General features: G+C 27.8%; 20 protein-coding genes and 1 pseudogene. 9 read left to right on the top strand and 12 right to left on the bottom strand.

What is annotated here, in order from left to right; translation table 11 throughout:
* Positions 1-896 precede the first annotated feature (896 nt).
* The 5 genes from CLPUN_RS20180 to CLPUN_RS20200 form a co-directional block, all read right to left on the bottom strand.
* Positions 897-1,610 (bottom strand): DUF3862 domain-containing protein, encoded by a 714-nt coding sequence (locus CLPUN_RS20180; protein WP_077849034.1) that lies wholly within the window; start codon positions 1,608-1,610, stop codon positions 897-899.
* A gap of 846 nt (positions 1,611-2,456) precedes the next feature.
* Complete coding sequence (locus tag CLPUN_RS20185; RefSeq protein ID WP_077849035.1) at positions 2,457-2,792, bottom strand: winged helix-turn-helix transcriptional regulator; 336 nt, start codon at positions 2,790-2,792, stop codon at positions 2,457-2,459.
* 330 nt (positions 2,793-3,122) lie between these two features.
* Positions 3,123-3,722 carry a nitroreductase family protein gene (locus CLPUN_RS20190; RefSeq protein ID WP_077849036.1) on the bottom strand — a complete coding sequence of 200 codons (600 nt, stop codon included), beginning with the start codon at positions 3,720-3,722 and terminating at the stop codon, positions 3,123-3,125.
* Between the two features lie 283 nt (positions 3,723-4,005).
* Positions 4,006-4,314 (bottom strand): winged helix-turn-helix transcriptional regulator, encoded by a 309-nt coding sequence (locus tag CLPUN_RS20195; protein WP_077849037.1) that lies wholly within the window; start codon positions 4,312-4,314, stop codon positions 4,006-4,008.
* A 285-nt stretch (positions 4,315-4,599) separates the two neighbouring features.
* Complete coding sequence (locus CLPUN_RS20200; protein ID WP_077849038.1) at positions 4,600-6,597, bottom strand: oxidoreductase; 1,998 nt, start codon at positions 6,595-6,597, stop codon at positions 4,600-4,602.
* 251 nt (positions 6,598-6,848) lie between these two features.
* Here CLPUN_RS20200 and CLPUN_RS20205 point away from each other — a divergent pair, with 251 nt between their 5' ends.
* Entirely contained in the window at positions 6,849-7,439 is a 591-nt protein-coding gene (locus tag CLPUN_RS20205; protein ID WP_077849039.1) for a TetR/AcrR family transcriptional regulator, read from the top strand.
* 242 nt (positions 7,440-7,681) lie between these two features.
* Here CLPUN_RS20205 and CLPUN_RS20210 read toward each other — a convergent pair whose 3' ends face one another.
* Both CLPUN_RS20210 and CLPUN_RS20215 read right to left on the bottom strand, forming a co-directional pair.
* The gene (locus tag CLPUN_RS20210; RefSeq protein ID WP_077849040.1) at positions 7,682-8,137 is read right to left on the bottom strand and encodes a hypothetical protein; all 456 of its coding nucleotides are present in this window, start codon (positions 8,135-8,137) and stop codon (positions 7,682-7,684) included.
* 140 nt (positions 8,138-8,277) lie between these two features.
* Positions 8,278-9,222 (bottom strand): DUF2935 domain-containing protein, encoded by a 945-nt coding sequence (locus CLPUN_RS20215; protein ID WP_077849041.1) that lies wholly within the window; start codon positions 9,220-9,222, stop codon positions 8,278-8,280.
* Between the two features lie 403 nt (positions 9,223-9,625).
* Between CLPUN_RS20215 and CLPUN_RS20220 the strand changes: the two genes are divergently transcribed.
* Both CLPUN_RS20220 and CLPUN_RS20225 read left to right on the top strand, forming a co-directional pair.
* Positions 9,626-10,531: a YIEGIA family protein gene (locus CLPUN_RS20220; protein WP_077849042.1), complete on the top strand. Its 906-nt coding sequence runs from the start codon at positions 9,626-9,628 to the stop codon at positions 10,529-10,531.
* Between the two features lie 6 nt (positions 10,532-10,537).
* A complete protein-coding gene (locus CLPUN_RS20225) occupies positions 10,538-10,738 on the top strand; it encodes a capping complex subunit for YIEGIA (protein WP_077849043.1) in 201 nt (66 codons plus the stop codon).
* Between the two features lie 113 nt (positions 10,739-10,851).
* Here the strand turns inward: CLPUN_RS20225 and CLPUN_RS20230 are convergent, their stop codons facing one another.
* Both CLPUN_RS20230 and CLPUN_RS20235 read right to left on the bottom strand, forming a co-directional pair.
* Positions 10,852-11,607 carry a polysaccharide deacetylase family protein gene (locus tag CLPUN_RS20230; protein ID WP_077849044.1) on the bottom strand — a complete coding sequence of 252 codons (756 nt, stop codon included), beginning with the start codon at positions 11,605-11,607 and terminating at the stop codon, positions 10,852-10,854.
* Positions 11,608-11,787: 180 nt separating this feature from the next.
* Positions 11,788-12,876 (bottom strand): phospholipase D-like domain-containing protein, encoded by a 1,089-nt coding sequence (locus tag CLPUN_RS20235; RefSeq protein WP_077849045.1) that lies wholly within the window; start codon positions 12,874-12,876, stop codon positions 11,788-11,790.
* A 176-nt stretch (positions 12,877-13,052) separates the two neighbouring features.
* On the opposite strand from CLPUN_RS20235, the gene CLPUN_RS20240 reads away from it, so the two are divergent.
* The 5 genes from CLPUN_RS20240 (at position 13,053) to CLPUN_RS20260 (ending at position 16,808) form a co-directional block, all read left to right on the top strand.
* Entirely contained in the window at positions 13,053-13,901 is an 849-nt protein-coding gene (locus CLPUN_RS20240) for a sensor histidine kinase (RefSeq protein WP_077849046.1), read from the top strand.
* A gap of 196 nt (positions 13,902-14,097) precedes the next feature.
* Complete coding sequence (locus CLPUN_RS20245; protein ID WP_077849047.1) at positions 14,098-14,595, top strand: NfeD family protein; 498 nt, start codon at positions 14,098-14,100, stop codon at positions 14,593-14,595.
* A gap of 26 nt (positions 14,596-14,621) precedes the next feature.
* A complete protein-coding gene (floA, locus tag CLPUN_RS20250) occupies positions 14,622-15,617 on the top strand; it encodes a flotillin-like protein FloA (protein WP_077849048.1) in 996 nt (331 codons plus the stop codon).
* 21 nt (positions 15,618-15,638) lie between these two features.
* Positions 15,639-16,046: a hypothetical protein gene (locus tag CLPUN_RS20255; RefSeq protein ID WP_077849049.1), complete on the top strand. Its 408-nt coding sequence runs from the start codon at positions 15,639-15,641 to the stop codon at positions 16,044-16,046.
* A gap of 18 nt (positions 16,047-16,064) precedes the next feature.
* Positions 16,065-16,808, top strand: a complete 744-nt coding sequence (locus CLPUN_RS20260; protein ID WP_077849050.1) for a LytR/AlgR family response regulator transcription factor — start codon at positions 16,065-16,067, stop codon at positions 16,806-16,808.
* 468 nt (positions 16,809-17,276) lie between these two features.
* Here CLPUN_RS20260 and CLPUN_RS20265 read toward each other — a convergent pair whose 3' ends face one another.
* Positions 17,277-18,239 carry a Gfo/Idh/MocA family protein gene (locus CLPUN_RS20265; protein WP_077849051.1) on the bottom strand — a complete coding sequence of 321 codons (963 nt, stop codon included), beginning with the start codon at positions 18,237-18,239 and terminating at the stop codon, positions 17,277-17,279.
* Positions 18,240-18,405: 166 nt separating this feature from the next.
* Positions 18,406-18,540: a helix-turn-helix domain-containing protein gene (locus tag CLPUN_RS29720; protein ID WP_423237318.1), complete on the bottom strand. Its 135-nt coding sequence runs from the start codon at positions 18,538-18,540 to the stop codon at positions 18,406-18,408.
* 291 nt (positions 18,541-18,831) lie between these two features.
* Here CLPUN_RS29720 and CLPUN_RS20270 point away from each other — a divergent pair.
* Positions 18,832-19,721 (top strand): annotated as a pseudogene (locus tag CLPUN_RS20270) (MFS transporter).
* Positions 19,722-19,862: 141 nt separating this feature from the next.
* Here CLPUN_RS20270 and hydF read toward each other — a convergent pair.
* A complete protein-coding gene (gene hydF / locus CLPUN_RS20275) occupies positions 19,863-21,101 on the bottom strand; it encodes a [FeFe] hydrogenase H-cluster maturation GTPase HydF (RefSeq protein WP_077849052.1) in 1,239 nt (412 codons plus the stop codon).
* Between the last annotated feature and the right edge of the window lie 48 nt (positions 21,102-21,149).

Raw genomic sequence — 21,149 nt, forward strand, 5'->3', positions numbered from 1 at the left:
AATACTTAACTATAAGACTCCTGAAGAGTTATTTGAAGCACACTTAGATAAAATTTATGCAGTTTAAGAAAATACAAGTGTTTAAGTCATAAATAGAAATTAGTTCAATTTGTTATTGCAATTTGCCATATGAATATTTTAAAAATTGATTATATAAATTTGCATTATTTTTTTTTAATTCCATATAAATTCACCTCATACTAAACGTATTTACAGTTTTATCTCTAATAAAATTATACTTTAAAATAATTATATTTTAAACTAAACAAATAACTTTTAATATATTTTATTTATAATAAGCATTGTAGGATGCCTTTACTAATCACCAAACATACCATAAAATATTCCCGACTTTTTCCCGACTAAGTTCTAAATAAATATAATTTGTTATAATTATCCACATAGCTACAACTTAGTATTTAAGCTATTCTACAGAGATTTATAATTAAATATAATGCTATGTAATTGATAATTTTTAGAATCATCTATATAATATCTCTATTGAAATTTTTATAAAATATATATAATTTATTCTTCATTTTACTTGTTTTACGTATAATATAAGATATCAGTTTTTATAATCTATTGTTAACGGTTTTATATTTGTCTTAGCATATTCCTAACAATTCATGCCAAGTATTTGTTACCATTATTCTGTCTACGCTTAATCCTATTGAATACTGAAAACCAATTACTGATTCTCTTGTATTCTAGCAAATTGTAATATAGATCTGATAGTTTTTTTGAAGCCATTTAGACCATTAACACAGAATATAATATATTGATAAAACAAAAAAGACGTTTATATTTTCTATAAATGCCTTTTAGTATAAAGTGATATTTAAAATCCACGTATATAATTTATATTTTAATAATCACTATATTCAATTTTATTTCTAATCTAAATTATATTGTGATTTTCCAATTAACTTTCCTCCACTAAATGTAAAACTAGCATTGGATTCATTTTTATTTATATATTCATAGATACTAGATTCTATATTATTAAGCTTAGCTTGTGATAACATTACACCTTCACCTAATATTTTTGTCAATTCCTCATATGAAATTCCATTTTCTACTTGATTATATTTATCCATTGTAATTTGAGAATCTATTGATTCTAACCCTAACTGCGATTTTTCAACTACTACATTATTCTGTACAGTAACAGTCATATAACCACTCCCAGACTTTTTCCATTCATATATGTTTGTTTGTATTCCATCTATTTCATTTGATGCGCTTTCTTTACCATTTCCAAGTAAGTTAACAACATCATCATATGATTCTTCCATTTTTATATCTAAAAAATTTTTATATGTTATTGTTGTATCTTGACTTTTAGATTCGCCTTCACTTGTAGCTGATGATACTTCTATATTATTTTCAGTTGACGCACTAGCAACATTAGTATTTATTTTTTTATCTTTGCCTCCATAAAATCCCATTGTAACAACAAAAAATATAAGTAAAAAGAATATTCCCATTGCTCCAAAAATATATTTTATCTGTATAGAATTGTGATTAATCTCCCCACAATTCAAACAAGATTTTGCATTTGATTCAATTTCACCACCACAAATTTTGCACTTGATCATCTTTGACATTTTCTATATCCCCTCTTTCATTATTCCATATCCTTATTTTGAATAAATTTAAAGCCACTTCCCTATTACTTTAAATTTCTATAACATATGTTAGTATATAATTTTAATTACTAATATAAACTGTAACATTGTAATTGATTCTATTCAATAATTGTACTGTAAAATGTATTTTTTTATCCTTAAACGGTTAATATGCTATACTTTTTGCATTTTATCACAAAAAATTAATATTTTATGATAATAATTACATAATATTGTTTTCCTAAAATTCATTTATTATGAATAAACAATATTATAAAATGAATAAGAAATCTGTTAGAGATATAGCTCATATCTTTACTTTAAATAATACATGGATTTATAAAGTCAGACTATTTATTAGAGAGACTTACTGCAAATAAACGTTCTCTCTACTTTACTTGTTCTTTTAAATTTTTTTGATGGGATTTTGCTTTCTAAAATTTATTTGCAAAGATGAATAACGTAAACTTTTTCTGAGAATAATAAAAATTAAAGTAAGGTGGTGATACTAATGGGTACTTCTCAATACAATAAGAACAAGAACGATAAGAGTAATGATGAGAAAAATAAAAATATAGATAACAAAAATAAAGGCAATAATAAACTAAAATAAATCATAATATTTTAATATTATAATTTGCATAAGCTAAGGAAATATGCTCATATTAATAAGCAAAGTGACAACAAATCTATTATTAAATTAGATTTACTGTCACTTTAATAATAAAAATGCTTATGGCTTGATATTAATAATTAAGAAGTGTTAATTAGAATATATTGTATGTTTTTTGTAATTCATATATATTTCCTGTTAACTTTCATGACTTATTTCAACGCATTTATATTCCTTTGTGTTTTGCCCCAATCGCACATTGAATTAAGTACAGACATTAGTGATATGCCTCTTTCAGATAAAAAATACTCTACTTTAGGAGGAACTTGATGATATTCTTTGCGTATAACAATTCCATCACTTTCTAACTCTTTAAGTTGAGCCGCTAACATTTTATAAGTTATGTTAGGTATATTACGCTTAAGTTCATTAAATCTTAATAACTTGCAATGTGCTAATTGATATAATATTCTCATTTTCCACTTTCCTCCGATTATACTAAGCGTATATTCAAATGGGGTTTGTTCAGTCTCAGATTGCATATTCATATAATTTGCACTCTCCTATTGGTAAGTATACTACTAAAAAGTGTATGCTTCTTTTTTTACTTCAAAAGTTATTATAATAAATCCTGTTAAGAAAATCTACATAGATTTGTAACAAAAAGTAAATTCAAACCAAAAACATCTAATCCAATTCTGATTAGATGTTTTCAATATACATAAGGAGAGGTTTATATAAATTTTTTATAACTAGCAAAAGAACGATATTCAGTCAGAAAAATTAATCTAGCTCCTTTTTCAATCTGCATTATAAATTATTGATTAAATCTATTTAACTCGTTGTGCTAGTTAATTTAACATTTATTTAAGAACAGTTTATCTAAATACTTTTACACGTTCTTCTAATGGTAGAATTTGCTTTTCACCTGGCTTAGCTGTTGGTTTCCCAAATGGCATTTGTCCAATGAGTTTCCAATTATAAGGTATGCTCCATTCTTTCTTTATATCATTTTCAATAAGTTCATTGTAATGTTGTAGAGATGCTCCAAATCCTTCAATTTCTAATGCAGTCCAAATGACAAATTGATGCATTCCACTTGCTTGCTGAGACCAGATTGGGAAATTATCTTTGTATAGAGCAAATTGCTCTTGAAGAGATTCTATTACAATGTTATCTTCAAAGAATAACACTGTGCCATATCCACTTTTAAATGAATTTATTTTATCTTCAGTAGAACTAAATTGATCTGCTGGTACAATCTTTCTCAAAGCTTCCTTTGCTATATCCCACAACTTATCATGATGATTTCCTAGTAATAGCACTACCCTTGTACTTTGTGAGTTAAATGCTGATGGAGTATGTCTAATAGCGTGCTCTATAACCTCCTTAATCCTATCATCTGAAATCACTGACTCTTTGCTAATTCCATAAAATGTACGTCTGTCTGCTACCGCAGTAAAAAAATCCTTTGACATAATTCATTCCTCCTATTTAACATTTATATTTTTAACTTAAAACATCATTAAATTTTTTATAAATTCTTCTCAACTTACTAAACTTCATTTGAGAATTTTATTCTAGTTAATTACTTTTAGTAAGTAACTTTAGATAAATTATTACACATTCAATATAATTAGTCAAGAGCAATTTCATATTAAATTTTTAAACATGCTTTTAAACTATCATTTTCGTGTAGATAAAAATATAAAGAACCTCCTAAAGCATTAGGGATTCTTTATAAGTTTTGTATTATTTTAATTAGGCCCATTCTTCTGCCCATTTTTGAATTTCATCCATCACACTTTGCAACGCGCGCCCTTTTTCTGTTAATTCATACTCTATGCGTACTGGAGTTTCTGGATAAACTTTTCTTAAAAGAATTCCTTCCTTCTCCAATTCCTTAAATCTTTCTGTAAGCATACGAGCACTCATATTAGGAATAGATTCTTCTATATCTGAAAATCGATTTTGTCCATTTAATAAAGTTCTTATAATCAACCCAGTCCATCTTTTTCCTAACAATTCAAAAGCATTTTCAAACCTTGGGCACATATGATATTTTTCCATATCTAATCACCACCTATTATTATTCTATCACAGTTACTTTATAAAAGTAAGTGGCTTATCATAATACCTCAATGCATCTGCCGTTATATCATATTTTTGACTTACCTCTGTAATTGCCATAGAAAAGTACCTCCTTTACCGAATAAAATTTGTGAATGCAGTTTTCTGCTTACATATTTAAATTAACAAAAAAATAGCTGATGACGCAAAAACTAGTTTTGTGTCATCAGCTATCTCTATGAATAATTGGGATGTCATTAAAAATTACTTTTATCTTATTGTTAATTATATATTTCTTGCAACTTCATACGCATTCCATATAGCATACATAATATTTTGTACTTGGCTTGCATCTCCTACTAAATGAACTTTTGGCTTTTCAAATCTTATATCATTATATAAACTCTTTTCTGAAACATAACCTATACAAACTATAGCTGAATCAGCTTCTATAACTTCTTCTTTATCTCCTGATTTTAATATAAATCCCTTATCAGTTGCTGAAGCTACAGATGTGTTTAATCTAAGATCAATATTCTTAAAGTTAACTAAATCCTTAAGCATATCCTCATTAGCATGACATAATGGTCCACCAACTTTTAAGATACCATCTTGTAATTCTACAATGGTAACTTTTTTACCTTGATCAGCTAGCCATAATGCTGTTTCACATCCTACAAGTCCTGCTCCTATGATAATTGTAGATTCTCCTGCCTCTTCTTTTCCGAGTAATACATCTTCAGCAGTAAATACTTTTTTAGAATTATCAATATTAAGAATTCTTGGAGTAGATCCTGTAGCTAATATAACTTCATCAGCTTTTAATTCTTTAAGTATTTCTTTTGTAACTGTTGTATTATAATGAACTTCTATATTTAAATCTTCTAATTCATTAGCATACCATTTAGCAAGCGCTCTATCATCATCTTTGAAATCAGGTACTCCACCTGGTATTATATTTCCACCAAGTCTATCTGTTTTTTCGAATAATGTAACTTTATGACCTCTAAGGGCACATACTCTTGCGGATTCAAGACCTGCTACTCCCCCACCTACTATAACAACTGATTTTTTTACTTCAGCAGGTTTTATACCATATTCATTTTCTCTACCACAAACTGGATTAACAGCACAAGATATTGCTGCATATGTTGCTAATCTCCCCATACACCCTTCTTGGCAAGAAAGACATGGTCTTACTTTATCATATTCATCAGCTAATATTTTATTAGGTATTTCTGAATCTGCAAGTAGTGGTCTTCCAAGAGCTATCATATCTGTTTTTCCTTGAGAAATGGAATCACTAGCTAGTTCTGGATTTTCCATTCTTCCAGCTGTTATAACTGGAACTTTAAGAACTTTCTTTAAAATTTCATTATAAGGTAAATATAATCCTTTTTCTTGATACATTGGTGGATGACTCCAATACCATGAATCATATGAACCAACATCTCCATTAAAAGCATCATAACCAGCTTCTTCGAGAATTTTTGCTGCTTCTATACCTTCTTCTATATCTCTTCCCTTTTCTTCAAATTCTTCTCCTGGAAGTCCACCTTGCTTCCAATCTTTTATAAAGCTTTTAATACTATAACGTAAAGAAACTGGAAAATCTTGTCCACATGTTTCTTTTATAGCTTGTACTATTTCTATAGCAAATCTCAATCTATTTCTTAAACTTCCGCCATATTCATCTGTTCTATTATTAAAGAAAGAAATTGCAAATTGGTCTAAAAGATATCCTTCATGAACTGCATGTATTTCTACTCCATCAAAACCTGCTTTTTTTGCAATTGCAGCTGATTCAGCAAATTTTCTAACATATGTTTTAATCTCTTCAATAGTTAACTCTCTACAAGTAACGCCTTCAATCCATCTATGTGGAATTGGTGATGGAGCTACAGCTGTTTTCCCTACTATTGAAGGTATACTAACTCTTCCAAATCCAGCTGATAATTGAAGAAATATTTTAGCACCATGTGCATGTATTCTTTCAGTCATCAACTTACCAGTTTTAACAAAATTTAACAGATTTAATGTAGGACATGGCATTGATGGTAGTGCACATTTCTCAATATCGTTTTCAACCATGGTAACACCAGTCATAATAAGTCCAGTACCACCTTTGGCTCTTTCAACGTAATATTCTACTCCACGTTCATTATAAGTTCCATCTGCATCACACAATCCACCTGGACCCATAGGTGCCATTACAAATCTGTTTTTTATTTCTAGTTTACCAATTTTTATTGGTTCAAAAAGATTTTGATATTTTGCTTTCATTACAAATACCTCCACACACATTATTTATTATATTTTGCTAGCGTTTATTTTATAGAATTAATTCAGTGAATTGATTCATCTAATAACCATATTATACTTTCCTTGTTACATATTTGTCAATCCATCTAGTATTAAAATATATAAGCATATATGAACTTATATTGCAAATTTCTATTCCTTTATTTTATTTGACAAAAAAGCGTAATGAAATATAATTAACTTTAGAATATTCTTACTTAGAGGAGAAATATATGGCAAAAGAAATATTAAATAGACGTCAGCTACAAGCTCAAAAAACTAGAAATAAACTTTATAAAATTTCAGTTGAATTGCTTGAAAAACAAGGATATGAAAAATTAAAAATTGAAGATATATGCAAAAAGGCTGGTGTATCTGTAGGTTCTTTTTATAACTATTTTAACTCTAAAAACGACATACTTACAGAAATATATAAACGAGCTGATGATTATTTTCAAAATGAAGTCAAAAATAATATTAAAAGTATTAATAGCTTAGATAAAATAATTGAATTCTTTGATTATTATGGAATATATAATAATTTAGTTGGTATTGAAATAATGAAACAACTATATAATTCTAACAATAAAATCTTCCCTCAAAAGGGAAGATTTATGCAAGTGTTATTGCAAGAAATTATACTTGAAGGACAAAATAAAAATGAAATAATATCTAGTATGACTCCTGAGGCCATATGTGATTATATTTTTATTGCGGCTAGAGGTGTTGTCTATGACTGGTGTCTCCATGATGACACTTATGATATAAAAGAATCTATGCATAATTATCTTTCATTACTTGTTAACATCTTTAAAGTAAATTAATAAATATTACGTATAAGTTCTAGCAAATAACTTACATATATTTACTGGAACTTATTTTAATATACAAAATTAATTATAACTTATATAATTTAATTTTTAGATGAGTAATTTCTGAATTACTTGCATATATAACACATTTCAAATTCTAATAATTAAATAAATTTAATTATACTCTCATGTTCATATATAGTGTTGTTATGTAATATGGCAGGATATAGTGTATCCTGCCATATCTAAAGAGATTAATAATATTTTTGGCTGACTTCCTTTGTAAAACCATAATCAATGATAACAGGTCTTCTTTTAATTATCCCCCAATTACTTTTCCTCTCAAAATCAGCCAATAATAAATTATAGTTTCTCTTAATGTTTTGTATTTCTTTTACGTGAAACAACTCTCTTTTATCACTAACTCTAAAATACCTAAATACCTCTGAAATATTATATATCTTATCTGCCTTTTCCATTATTAAGAAATAAAAACCATTTGAAACTTGTACAACTTTTGCAAATAAATCTGACTTATCATAACATGAAATATTATATTCACACTCATTTTGTGCAATTCCAGCCATATTTTTTGCTACTTTAATTACGTATCCATTTCCTAAATCAAATACATCTCTACTAGAGCCAGAACCAATATATCCATAGTAGCCTCGTCTTATATTAAACATAATTTGATTAAAGCTGTCCATTTTAACACCTGCTTCATGTTAATCTCTCTATATTCATTAGTAAGCATTTCTCATATCATATTATTCACTCTAAAGTCAATCGGTTCATCTTACCATTATAAATACTTTAAATTTAGATTAAAATATTTTTTAAATCAGACTTATCTAAAATCCATTTCTGGTACTTTCTTAAATATTTTTAATAAACGTAAATAATGATTTGCTTCACGTAAAGTATGATCACCTAGTAATGGTAATATTATAGATTTGATTTTACATTCCACTAATCCCTGTGTGCCTTGTTCTTTAAATTTACTTATTTCTACAGTTGCTTTATAACTATCATCTGTAACTTCAGAAATTGGAATTGATTGGTTCATAGCTTCTCTTGCCTCTATTGTTAACCTATCGAATTCATTTCCAAAGTTATTTGCTGCATTTATTAATTCATTTTCAGTTGGATCAAGAAGTCCACGAATAAATTTTGAATGTTCTGCCATAATTCTATTCCAGAAAAGTTCCTGCACATAAGCTTCTCTCTCTATATCAATATCTTCGTGATTTTGCAATCTGCTAACTAAAGTAAAATAAAGCTTTGCTTCTCTCATAATATGATCTATAAGTAAGGGATAATTAACTGTAAATACCTTACATGATAAAACCTCTGATAGTAATTTAGACTTAAATCTTATTAAACCTCTAGTTAATTCCATTGCTCTATTATTAATTACAAACACTCTTCGTTCAAGAATCTCTTTATTTTCTCTGTTTAGAGAATCTCCTGTTAACTTAATTTCTGTGCTAGTAATATTAGTTGCAATTTTAACTCCTGTATAATATGCTGATGATTTTTCAGCATCAAGTGTGAAAGGTGTTATTACTTCTCCAGATTCCAATACGTCATTACTTACAACACCATCAGAAATAGATATGACATCAGCTAAAAGTCTGTCAAATTCAATTCTAAATGCATCTGCCTCATCTATATAATTTGAATCCTTTGGAGTAAATCCTACTTCTAAAAAGAAAGAATGTTCCTTCATGATTCTTGTGAAGAAAAGGTGTAGTTCCAAAGATTGTCTTATAAATTTACTACTATATAACACAAAAAACTCCTAAACTAATTATTTACTTTTATCATTATATTAATTTTATACATCAGAGGTTACAATCACATCCCTTAGTAATAAAATTTTCATCCACACTATTATAATATTAAAATTCCAAATCCAATTTGCCTAACTCTTACAAAAGTGAAATTGCCACTAAGAAGTTTTGTATTAATTTTTGCATTAGGACATATTCAAAGAAATAACAAGTCAGAATTCTAGTCTATTTTCTTTCACATGCCTAAGATTTAAGATAAGTAGACGATTTATCTTAAAATTAATATCTACTTAAAAATTCAATAAAATGTATAAATTTTATCTGTATTACAAAAATTATCATATGTTAATACTTTGTAAATGTATATTAACTACTAAATATTGTGTACTCTGGAGGAATCTAATGGATAAAGAAGCACTTTCACAATATTCACTTGTTTTAATTTTAGTTCCATTATTATGCGGAACTATAGCAAGATATATTACTCTTATTGTTGACTATAGACAATATCCTAGTTATCCTAATGGATACTTAATCCATTTAGTAACTGGATTTATCTCTTCTGGAATAGGAGCTATTGCAATTCCTGCATTACTTGAAAAAAACTTTGAAGCAGTTACTTTTCTTGTTCTTGCCACTGAGCAATTTCGTGAAGTAAGAAGAATAGAAAAAGAAAGTCTTCAGGCTCTTGATGGTGTTGAACATGTTTTTAGAGGAGAAGCTTACATTGATGGTATTGCTAAAACCTTTGAAGCAAGAAATTATTTTTCATTATTAGTAGCTTTTATAACTAGTTTAACTATGCATATTGTACCTAAGAGCATTATGCTAATAAATATATTATGTGGAATTTTAGTTGGTGCTATTTCACTATATATTCTTAAAAACTTTTCAAAGGGCAAAGCTGTTGGAGATATTGCCGATATAAATCTAGCTAAAATAACTTTGAAAAATTCTGAACTATATGTAGATGATATATTGGTAACAAATCATCTTGGAACAGATTTTTCTAGAGAATTAGTTAAAAATAGTGGTATAGCAGCGGTAATATGTCCTAAGGAAAAACATTTCAATAGAATACTTAATCATAATGGTCAAAGGCAAGCAATTATATTTGAAGCATGTAGAATACTTGGACTAAAAAGATATCACTATACTAAATGCGATTATAACACAGGTAGAATAGCAGTAGTGATGGTTCCAATTATTTATGATGAAGCAGTATTTATTGAAACCATAAAGAAAATTCCTCTTCTTGAAAGTATAAAAAAGAACTATAGAATAATGAAATCTAACTCTGCTAAATAGAAAGGATTGATTATCATAAGTACAGGTTATGAAATAGTGGCATATATATCTTTAAGTAAAGACAGAGCACAAAACGGTAATCCTTTAATTTTAGTTGCCAATAATTTAAAGGAACAAAAACAATTAACTAATGATATCTCTAAAGCACTCAAAGCAGAAGTTGTTCAGCTTACTTGTGGAGACTATATGATTATTAGCAAAAGTTAACTCTATATAATAATCAAGGAAGTCTAAAAATCAATAGACTTCCTTTTCTTGATATACTTACTCCAATTCTATTTATATTGCTCAAATATAAATATATCCTTCAAGTTAAATATTTATTTCTTTATTGGAAAGTATAATTCTGCTGTATCATCTGTAATAAGCTTAAATTCATATCCATGAGATTTATAATAACTTATTATTTTAGGAAGTGCACTGCAGGTGTTTTTGTTCATATCAGTACAATGCATAAGTAATATAATCTTATTCATTTTATCGCTACCTTTTATTGCTTTAGTATATAAATTATATGGTTGAATCTTTGGATTTAATCCATCACAATTATCTAGGTTCCAGTCATACACTTTAAAATTATTGTCATGTAACTTTTTTAAATAACTTTTACTTAAATGCTTATAACTCCCCCCAGGAAACCTAATTATATTTGGTGCAATTCCAATAACTTCTTCTATTTCACTACGACAAGACATCATTTCTTGTATAAACTTATCTTCATCACAATAAATCTTTCTAAAATTATGAGTGTAGGTGTGAAGTCCTATGCTGTGACCTCCATCATAAATTCTTTTTACCACATCTTCTTTATCTTTTATTTGGTTACCTATTAAAAAAAAAGTTGCCTTCACTTCGTTTTCTTTTAATATGTCTAGAACTTTATTGGTTACTTTATAACTAGGTCCATCGTCAAAGGTTAAATAAATTATTTTTTTATCCTTCTCAGTAGTCTTTTTATTTTCTACACCTATTTCATTATTTATTGCATAAGCACTACTCATATCTTCTTGAAAAATAGAAATAATAAGAAATAAACTCACAAAAATGAACAAAATATACTTTAATTTATTTTTCATTTTTTCCTCCTATGTAATCTACTTTAATCTTATTATAAAAAATTCTTTATTTTTTATTATTTGCTTTTTTTGAACTTTTATTTATGTTAATTTTATACACCTATTTAATGCAATAAACCCAGTAGTAAGCAATGACAGCCTTCTACTAGGTTTAACATTAATTTATTACTCTAAAAACAATTAAAAATCAAAATATCTATTTCTTAAATCCTTTATAACTTCTATATTTGTACTATAAGTTGCGCCTTCATCGCGGGTATCATTGGAATTTTCATCATATTCTCCTGAAAAAGATAATAAATTAAAACTTGTCTCAATATAATAGCTTTCATCGCAAATTAAAAGTTTATTATGTGAATTAACCTTTTTTATTTTAAAATTATCATTGTAACATTTAAATTTTTCTTTTAATTTTTCTGCAATTCTATCACTATTTCTATTCTTATTGTTATTTTCTTTTTTGAAATTAGAAAATGAATTATTTTCCTCTATTCCATAAATTATTTTAACAATTCCACCTCTTATAAGTAATTTTTCCATCTTATTTATTAATTCATCATTAACTACATAATTATTCATCCATGGACTTGCAATATTTAATTCATATTTAGCATCTGAAAAAGCTTTAATAAAGTTATCTCTTATTTCTTTATTTTGCAGATGATATTCTTCGTATACATTTACAATTTCACTCAAAGTTCCTAATATCTTTTTATCAAAAGGTTCTATATTCTTTATTACATATTTTTTCTCTTCATAACTTATATATAAATCACATATTTTTTCAATATTGAGTCTATTTAATTTATATGTTTTTTCTATTAATATTTCATCTCTATCTAACTTGTTTATAACTTCCTCTATTTTAATAATGCTTTCCTTATTGAAGAACATTAAAGCATTTGTAGCTTTACTTTCAAGTTTTATATTTATATACTTAAAAAATCTTTGAGATAAGCTATTCTTTTTGCAATTAATAACTGAATTTAAATCATTGGATTTTATTAAGCAATAATCCATGTCTTTTAATTCATCATCATATTTTAATAAGTCATCTTCATACTTTTCAAATTCTTCTTTCTTCGCTTTAAGTTCTTCATATTGTTTTTTTACTGATTCTAACGTTAAATTTTCTTTTTCCTTTGAATTAAAAACTCTTAATCTATAATTAATTGAATTTTTAATTTTAGTCACTTTTTCACTTAATGAATCTCTTAAGAATTTTCTATTTATTTTCTTGCTTTCAGAGTATAGTAAATCATCTTTCATTTAAAACCCCCTCACTCTTCTTTACTATCCCAGTTTTTTTCTTTATTTATCCTAATTTTACAGACCATACTTATACTCGTCAATCTATATTTTTTTAGAAACTAAATATATTTAAGGTTAATATTAAAAAGAATATGGTAAAATATATTGGGTATTTATAAATAAGGAGTGAGCACATGACATTAAAAAAACAACCCTATAATATATCTAAAATAGTATTAATATCTATATTTTTAAACTTAATACAAGTAGTGTTTATTACATTATTTATCTATTACAAAAATAAAAATCCTTATATGATTGAAGGCAATTTTATTATTTATGTTATAGCTATAAGCATAGGTGTTAACAGCATTATTACAGGAATAATATTCTATAATCTACTATTTAAAAAAGGCAGTAATAATTTAATAGATACAGTAATTTATCTTGAAGATTTTAATAAAACTTTAAGAACACAGAGACATGACTACTTAAACCATATTCAAGTTATTTATTCATTAATGGAACTTGAAGAATTCAATGAAGCAAGAAAATATATAGAGCCTGTCTACAAAGATATAGTTAGGGTTAGTAAAGCTTTAAAGACTTCAAAACCAGCGGTAAATGCATTGCTTCAAGCAAAATTACAAATGGCAGAAAAAAATGAAATAGAAATGGAGCTTGAAATAAAAAGTGATTTGAGAACTCTTAATATGGAACCATGGGAATTTTGCAGAGTTATTGGCAACATAATAGATAATGCAATATTTGCTTTAAAACTAAAAGTTGATAACAGATATATGCTTGTCGAATTTGCAGAAGATTTACAAAATATAAGAATTAATATATCAAACAATGGAGATATTATACCTAGGGCAATTATAGATATTATATTTAAAGAAGGTTTTACAACTAAAGGCAGCCATGGAGATGGTATGGGACTTACTATAGTTAAAGAAATTGTTGAAAAATTTAATGGCTCAATAAAAGTTACCTCAAATGAACAAAGGACATTTTTTGAAATAATTCTGCCAAAGAAATAATTCTATCCAAAAGACTTATAAATGACATTTCAAGCCTAAAAGTGTATAGTTAAAAAGTTTTATATTACTAATCTTTATTATTAATATTATTATATTAATAAGGAAACTCGACTCACATTCGTTCGCTGAGTAAGTTTGAGTTTCCAAATATAAAATTTGGACTTTCACTCATAGTAAGAAAGGAGGTATAAAAAACATGAACGTATTTTTACCAGATATAACAGTTGTAACAGTTTTACTTCTAATTATAGGCTTTGGATTGATATTATTAGAAATGCATATCCCGGGCTTTGGAGTCCCTGGAATTATTGGAACTATATGTTTAATACTGGCGGTGGTACTAACAGCTCAAAATTTTGCCCAAGCATTAGTTATGGCATTAGCAATACTCGCTGTACTAGGAACTATGCTGGGAGTAGTTTTGACGCATTTCACAAAAGGAAAATTTTTCAAACCATTAATACTATCTGATGAACAAAAGAAAGAACACGGATATATTAGTTCTTCTGATTTAGATTATCTACTTGGTAAAAAAGGTGTTACAGTTACAGACTTAAGGCCAGCAGGTTCTGTAGATATAGATGGAGTTAAATTCGACGTAATTTCTGAGGGTGAATATATTTCCAGTGGAACTAAGGTTGAAATAGTTAAAGTTAGCGGAGTAAAATTATTAGTAAAAAAAACTAAAATCTAAATTAATATATAAAGGAGAGATTAATAATGAATGCTGATTTATTTATGATTAAAATTATAATAGTTGTAGCAGTAGTATCTTTAATTGCTGTATTTTTTACATTTGTACCACTAGGATTATGGGTATCATCTTTAGCGGCTAATGTTAAAGTAAGTATTTTTAATTTAGTTGGTATGAGACTTAGAAGAGTTGTACCTTCTAAAATAGTAATTCCACTTATAAAATCAACAAAGGCTGGTATGGGATTAAATGTAAACCAGTTGGAAGCCCACTATTTAGCTGGTGGTAACGTAGATAATGTAGTAAATGCATTGATTGCAGCCCACAGAGCTGATATAGATTTACAATTTGAAAAGGCTGCTGCTATTGATTTAGCCGGTAGAGATGTTTTGGAAGCAGTTAAAATGAGTGTTAACCCAAGAGTAATTGAAACACCAAATGTTTCAGCAGTTGCAAAGGATGGTATAGAACTTCTAGTTAAAGCTAGAGTTACAGTTAGAGCTAATCTTGAAAGATTAGTTGGTGGAGCTGGAGAAGCAACTATTTTAGCCAGAGTTGGTGAAGGTATCGTAACTACAGTTGGTTCTTCTACTAGTCATAAGATAGTGTTAGAAAATCCAGATGCTATTTCAAAAACTGTATTAAATAAAGGCTTAGATGCAGGTACCGCCTTTGAAATTCTATCTATAGATATAGCAGACGTAGATGTAGGAAGAAATATAGGTGCTCAACTTCAAACTTTGCAAGCTGAAGCTGATAAAAATATCGCTCAAGCTAAGGCTGAAGAAAGAAGAGCAATGGCGGTAGCTAAAGAACAAGAAATGAGAGCTTCTGTTGTAGAAGCGGAGGCAGAAGTACCAAGAGCAATGGCTTATGCACTTAGAGAAGGAAAGCTTGGAATAATGGACTATTATGATATGCAAAATGTTATTGCAGATACAAGTATGAGAAGTTCAATATCTAACGCTGGAAATAAAAATCAAGCTACTACTTTAAGTAAGGAAAATAAAGATAAAAAATAATCTCTTAGGAGCGTGAAAAGTATGAAATACAATGATACTATAGAGATATTAAAGACTATCGCAAAGACTATTAACGATCCAACAATTATACTAGATAAATTGGGAAAAACTGAATTTTTCCAATTTCCAAACAATAATAATTCAAATAATAATATAAATCTTAATATTTATGCAGAGCCTGAAAATAATAATATAGAATATAATAAAAGTGCTTCTGTAAAAAACAATAAATCCTATGAAGATAGTATTCTTTATAATAATAATGATTATTATAAGATGAATAATCAACAAGATACTCCTCCAACTTCACAAGGAGTACTAGATTCTATTACACAAGAACTAACCTCAGTTAGACTTCAACAAGCTATTATACTTTCAGAAATAGTTGCAAAGCCAAGAAGTAAAACTAGAAAAAGAAGAAGATTTTAAATTTAGGAGAAGGTTACTATGAATATAAAAGTGCTTATAGTTGATGATGAAGAAGGAATGCGAACCATAATAAAAAAAATATTAGATAAATCTGGTGGTTTTGAAGTTGTGGGTGATACAGATAATGCAGAAGAAGCTATAGGTATATTTAAGGAACACCGCCCTGAGATGGTATTCCTTGATGTTCAAATGCCCGGTGTCAGCGGTATAGATTGTGCTAAAAAGTTAACAGATATAGATCCAAAGACTATAATTATCTTTGCAACAGCACATGCAGAATATATGTCTGATGCATTTCAATTATATGCTTTTGATTATTTGATTAAACCCTTTAAAATAGAAAGAGTTATGCAGACTTTAGATAGAATAAAAACGTTAAATAAACCTAGCTATGGAGATGGTATAGATAAAATAATAAAGCACGAAAAAGGCTTGGATAAACTTATGATAAAAAATAAAGATGGTATAAGCTTTGTTGATACAAAGGAAATCGTGCTCGTACAGAGAGAAGAAAGCTCCACTGTTATCTATACAAAGACAGATAGTTTCACCACATCTATTTCTTTATCCGATATAGAGGAAAAACTAGATAATACCCAATTTTTTAGGAGCCACAAATCATATATTATAAATTTATCATTAATTATAAAAATCTATCCATATGGAAGATGGACTTATGTGATTAAACTCAAAAATACTGAAAAAGATGCTTTACTTACCCATGAAAAGTATGAAGAAATAAAGAAGATTTTTAGTTTTTAAATAAAAAAATTAACTGGTAATAAACATTATTTATTACCAGTCATTTACTATCTTATAATCTATTCATTTTGTAATAAAATTAATATATCTACTTTTGTAGACCCAAAAGATTTGTCTAACTCTATGAAATTTAATCCAGCAATATCTCTACCCTAAGAAATTTAGATATTTCATTAATATAATCGTACATTTCTTTATCTTTCACTTTGGTACCTTCTATTAATTGTGTGTTAAGTATGTTATGTAGTTTAATTTCTGTTTTTCAACAAGTAACCAATATAATAAACTAAAAGCTATCTTTAATAATGAACAGCTTTTAGTTTATCATCTCATTTCAAAAATAATTATAATGTTTTTATCTTTAAATCTTTATTTTATTCATTATTTGCTGGAAATATAATTTTACCCTTTTTTCTGGCAATTGTTTGAACTTCACTAACTATTACGCTATGTTCTAAAATATAATACCTATTGGCCACTTTTTACAAGATCTATAATATTCATTGTTTCTATTGAATCCTTCCAACTCATAATTTCACTTTCAAGCCTTCCCTCATTAATACACCTAGAAACTTCCCTAATTTGATATTCAAATCCATTTATATCAAAAGGCATTTCTATCTTTTCTTCTTTATCATTAATTAAAATATATGCATTGTCTGCATTTGAAAATTTAGGTACACGAATTCTACCTTTAGTTCCAATAATATTAGCATCTCTTACAGTATCGAGATTTATTGCTCCATAAAGCTGTGATTGTTTTCCATTTTCATATTCTAAATTTATTGAAACACATTCATCTACTCCTGTTTTGCCTATATAAAGAGTGCTTTTTATATTTTTAGGGTGATTTCCAAAAATAAATGAACTATATGATATAGTATAAATTCCTACATCCAATAATGCTCCTCCGCCTAAATCCTTATTAAATAATCTTCCCATTGGATTAAATTCTGCGTTAAATCCAAAATCAGCTTGAAGCAAGCGAACATCACCCAGTTTCCCTTCATTAATAATTTGCTTGATTTTTTGATTTATTGGTAAGAACCGGGTTTTCATTGCCTCCATAAAAAACATTTTATTTTCTTTAGCTGCATCAATAACCTCTTTAATTTCATTGCTATTTATAGTAACAGGCTTTTCACATAATACACCTTTGCCGTTTTTTAAACATAACATAGAAATTTCTTTATGAAATATATGCGGTACTGCAATGTATACAACATCTACATCTTCATCTCTAACAAGCTCTTCATAACTTCCATAACATTTCTCTGAAGGTACATCATATATCTTTCCAAAAGCTTCTGATTTTTCTTTGCCTCTTGAAGCAACTGCCTTAAGTTCAACTGAATCCATAGCCTTAGCAGTATGAGCAAATTTATTTGCTATATTTCCCAAACCTATTATTCCCCATTTTATTTTTCTCATTTGAAATTCTCCTCCATATATATTATTTACAAGGTATTATAAGCCTTGTCTTAAACTTCTAAATATTAACATCACACAAGATGTGTTTAATCTTATTATAATAAATCTAATATTTTCCTACAAACTAAAAAATTTCACCACATTAAGTGAAATATTTTAACTAACATTAATAACTTATAATAAGCTTAATATTATTATTCATAAAGATAATGGAATTATGTATTTTCTCACTACCCCTAAAATATTTATAAAAAGTAAATCGACTTATTCCTGTTAAATTGCAAATATCTGTAATTTTAATGTTGTGAAATTTATATCTTGTAAGCTATTATATATTAAGCTTTACACAATGTAAAACTTAATATAACATAATAATCTTTTACTAATCTTAATAAAAATAATTGGACTACATAAACTCATTGACTATACTACTCTAAAAGCTACAATCCATATTATATTAAATAATAATTATCACCTTATTTTTCTTTATAAATTTACTAATTTCCAAAACAAAATATTTTAATTAATGTAATCTCAACTTACGATATAGTATTTATAGCAAAATATTTAATAACTTGAAAGGAGTAATTGTATTACAAACTCTTCAATATCTTCATTTTTCCGAAATCGATTTGTCCAAGTAATTATGTTTTCTTCAATTTTCTTACAAATAGTACTATGGTTTCGTAACTTTGCAATATTGTTATTTGTAATGGATAAAACAAATAATAATCCAGTTGCAGTTTCTTTAATTTCAGTTGCTGAATTTGCACCTATATTCATATTCTCGTTTATAGAAGGAACTTTTGCAGATAGATGGCGTCCTAAACGTACCCTGGTTTGGTGTGATTTATTAAGTGCAATTTCAGTTTTTGCAGTTCTACTTACAATCATATAGGGAAGCTGGCAAGAAAAAGCTCTCACTATACTAGGCTCTGTTTTTGCAGTGGCAGGCCTTGCTGTTGGAATTATACAACCTCTTGGAATTTTCATAATTGTTGAAAGATTAGGAATTGCCAAAAAAAACTTCAAATACTACTTATAGTAAATGGAGCAGCCATGTTTGTTGGTGGTGGTCTAATTATGACCATATCTAAAAAGGTAATGCCTCAAAAGCTTCTTGCAATATGACTTTTGATAAATACTATTTCCATGATTGGACTAGGATTATCTTCAAGCTGGGTTCTCGTCCTTTTCTTTCAATTCTTTAATGGATTTTTTATGCCTTGCATTCAAATTGGTATTAATACACTAATTCTACAGCTGACAAAGGCAGAATTTGTAGGAAGAGTAAACGGAGTATTAAATCCTATGTTTATGGGTTTTATGGTCATTACTATGTCCCTTACAGGTTGGCTTAAAAGTCAGTTTTCATTGACTGTTCTTTACATTGCAGCAGGATTGTTTTTTCTTATAGGAGCTCTGCTAACTTCATTAATATTTAAGGCTTCATTTAATAATGAAATAGATTCTCTGCAGTAATATAATATTAGCTTTTTATTGTAGCACCTCAAAATGTTATATATGTTTAACATTTTAGGTGCTTCATTTTATTATAATCAAAAATACTTCTCTTTAACTGAATAAATTTATAATTATACTATGTCTTTTGATTGATTCAATTTAATTAAAATCACCATCATATATTGCCTTTGCCAATGGGAATGGCTCAAGTGCTCTTTCTAAAATGCCTTGGACGTATCCTATTAATACTCCATAATTAACAATTGGTATATCATGTTTAACTGCATTATCAATCCTTGAAAGCATACCTGCTCTATTTAGCATACATCCCCCGCAGTGAATAATAAGCTTATATTTTTTTACATCATCAGTAAAGGTAGCCCCAGAAGAATGTTCAAAGTTTATTTGTTTTCCAGTCATTTGACGCACCCATCTTGGGATTTTCACTGTTCCAATATCGTCACATTGTCTATGATGAGTACATCCTTCCGAAATTAACACATTGTCGCCATCTTCAAGGCTTTCTATTACTTTAGCACCTTTTACTAGCTCAGTAAGATTACCCTTATATCTTGCCTGCAATATTGAAAAAGAGGTAAGCATTATATCTTTAGGTGTATCTGCAGATGATTTTAAAAATACTTGTGAATCCGTTATAACAAGTTTAGGTTTTTTCTTTAAATTTTCAAGAGTTTCTCTTAATTCATGTTCTTTTGTTACAACAGCTATAGCATCACTTTCTATTATATCTCTTATTGTTTGCTGTTGTGGAAGAATAAGTCTTCCTTTAGGAGCTGCTTTATCAATAGGTGTAACAAGAACAACTATATCTCCCGGACTTATAAGGTCTCCTACTAACTTGAATTTATCCTCATCATCTGGTATTAAAGTTATAATTTTTTGCTTAAGTTCTTCTATTCCACTTTTATTTAATGCAGAAACAGAAACAACAGGAACACCAATTTCCTTTTCTATATTATTAAGTTCTTCAATGTTTATACTCCTTTGGTCTGCTTTATTGAAAATACAAACTAATGGTATTTTCTTTTCTTTTAATTGATTTATTATAGCCGTATCCTTTTCAGTAACTCCAATAGTACTGTCTATCACCACTAATGCAACATTTGTCTTAGATAAAACTTCAAGAGTTTTCTTTTTTCTTGACTCACCTAATTCACTTTCATCATCAAGTCCTGCTGTATCAATAATCATACAAGGTCCTATAGGAAGAATCTCAATAGCTTTATAAACAGGGTCAGTAGTTGTCCCTTTTACATCAGAAACAATAGAAATTTCTTGATTTGTAAGTGCATTTATAATACTGGATTTTCCTGCGTTTGTCATTCCAAACAAAACAATATGTACTCTTTCTCCAGACGGTGTAGTATTTAAACTCATATTATTACTCCTTTTGAATTATTTTTATTTTAATATTTTCTTAAGTAG

Source organism: Clostridium puniceum (assembly GCF_002006345.1).
Taxonomy (GTDB): domain Bacteria; phylum Bacillota; class Clostridia; order Clostridiales; family Clostridiaceae; genus Clostridium; species Clostridium puniceum.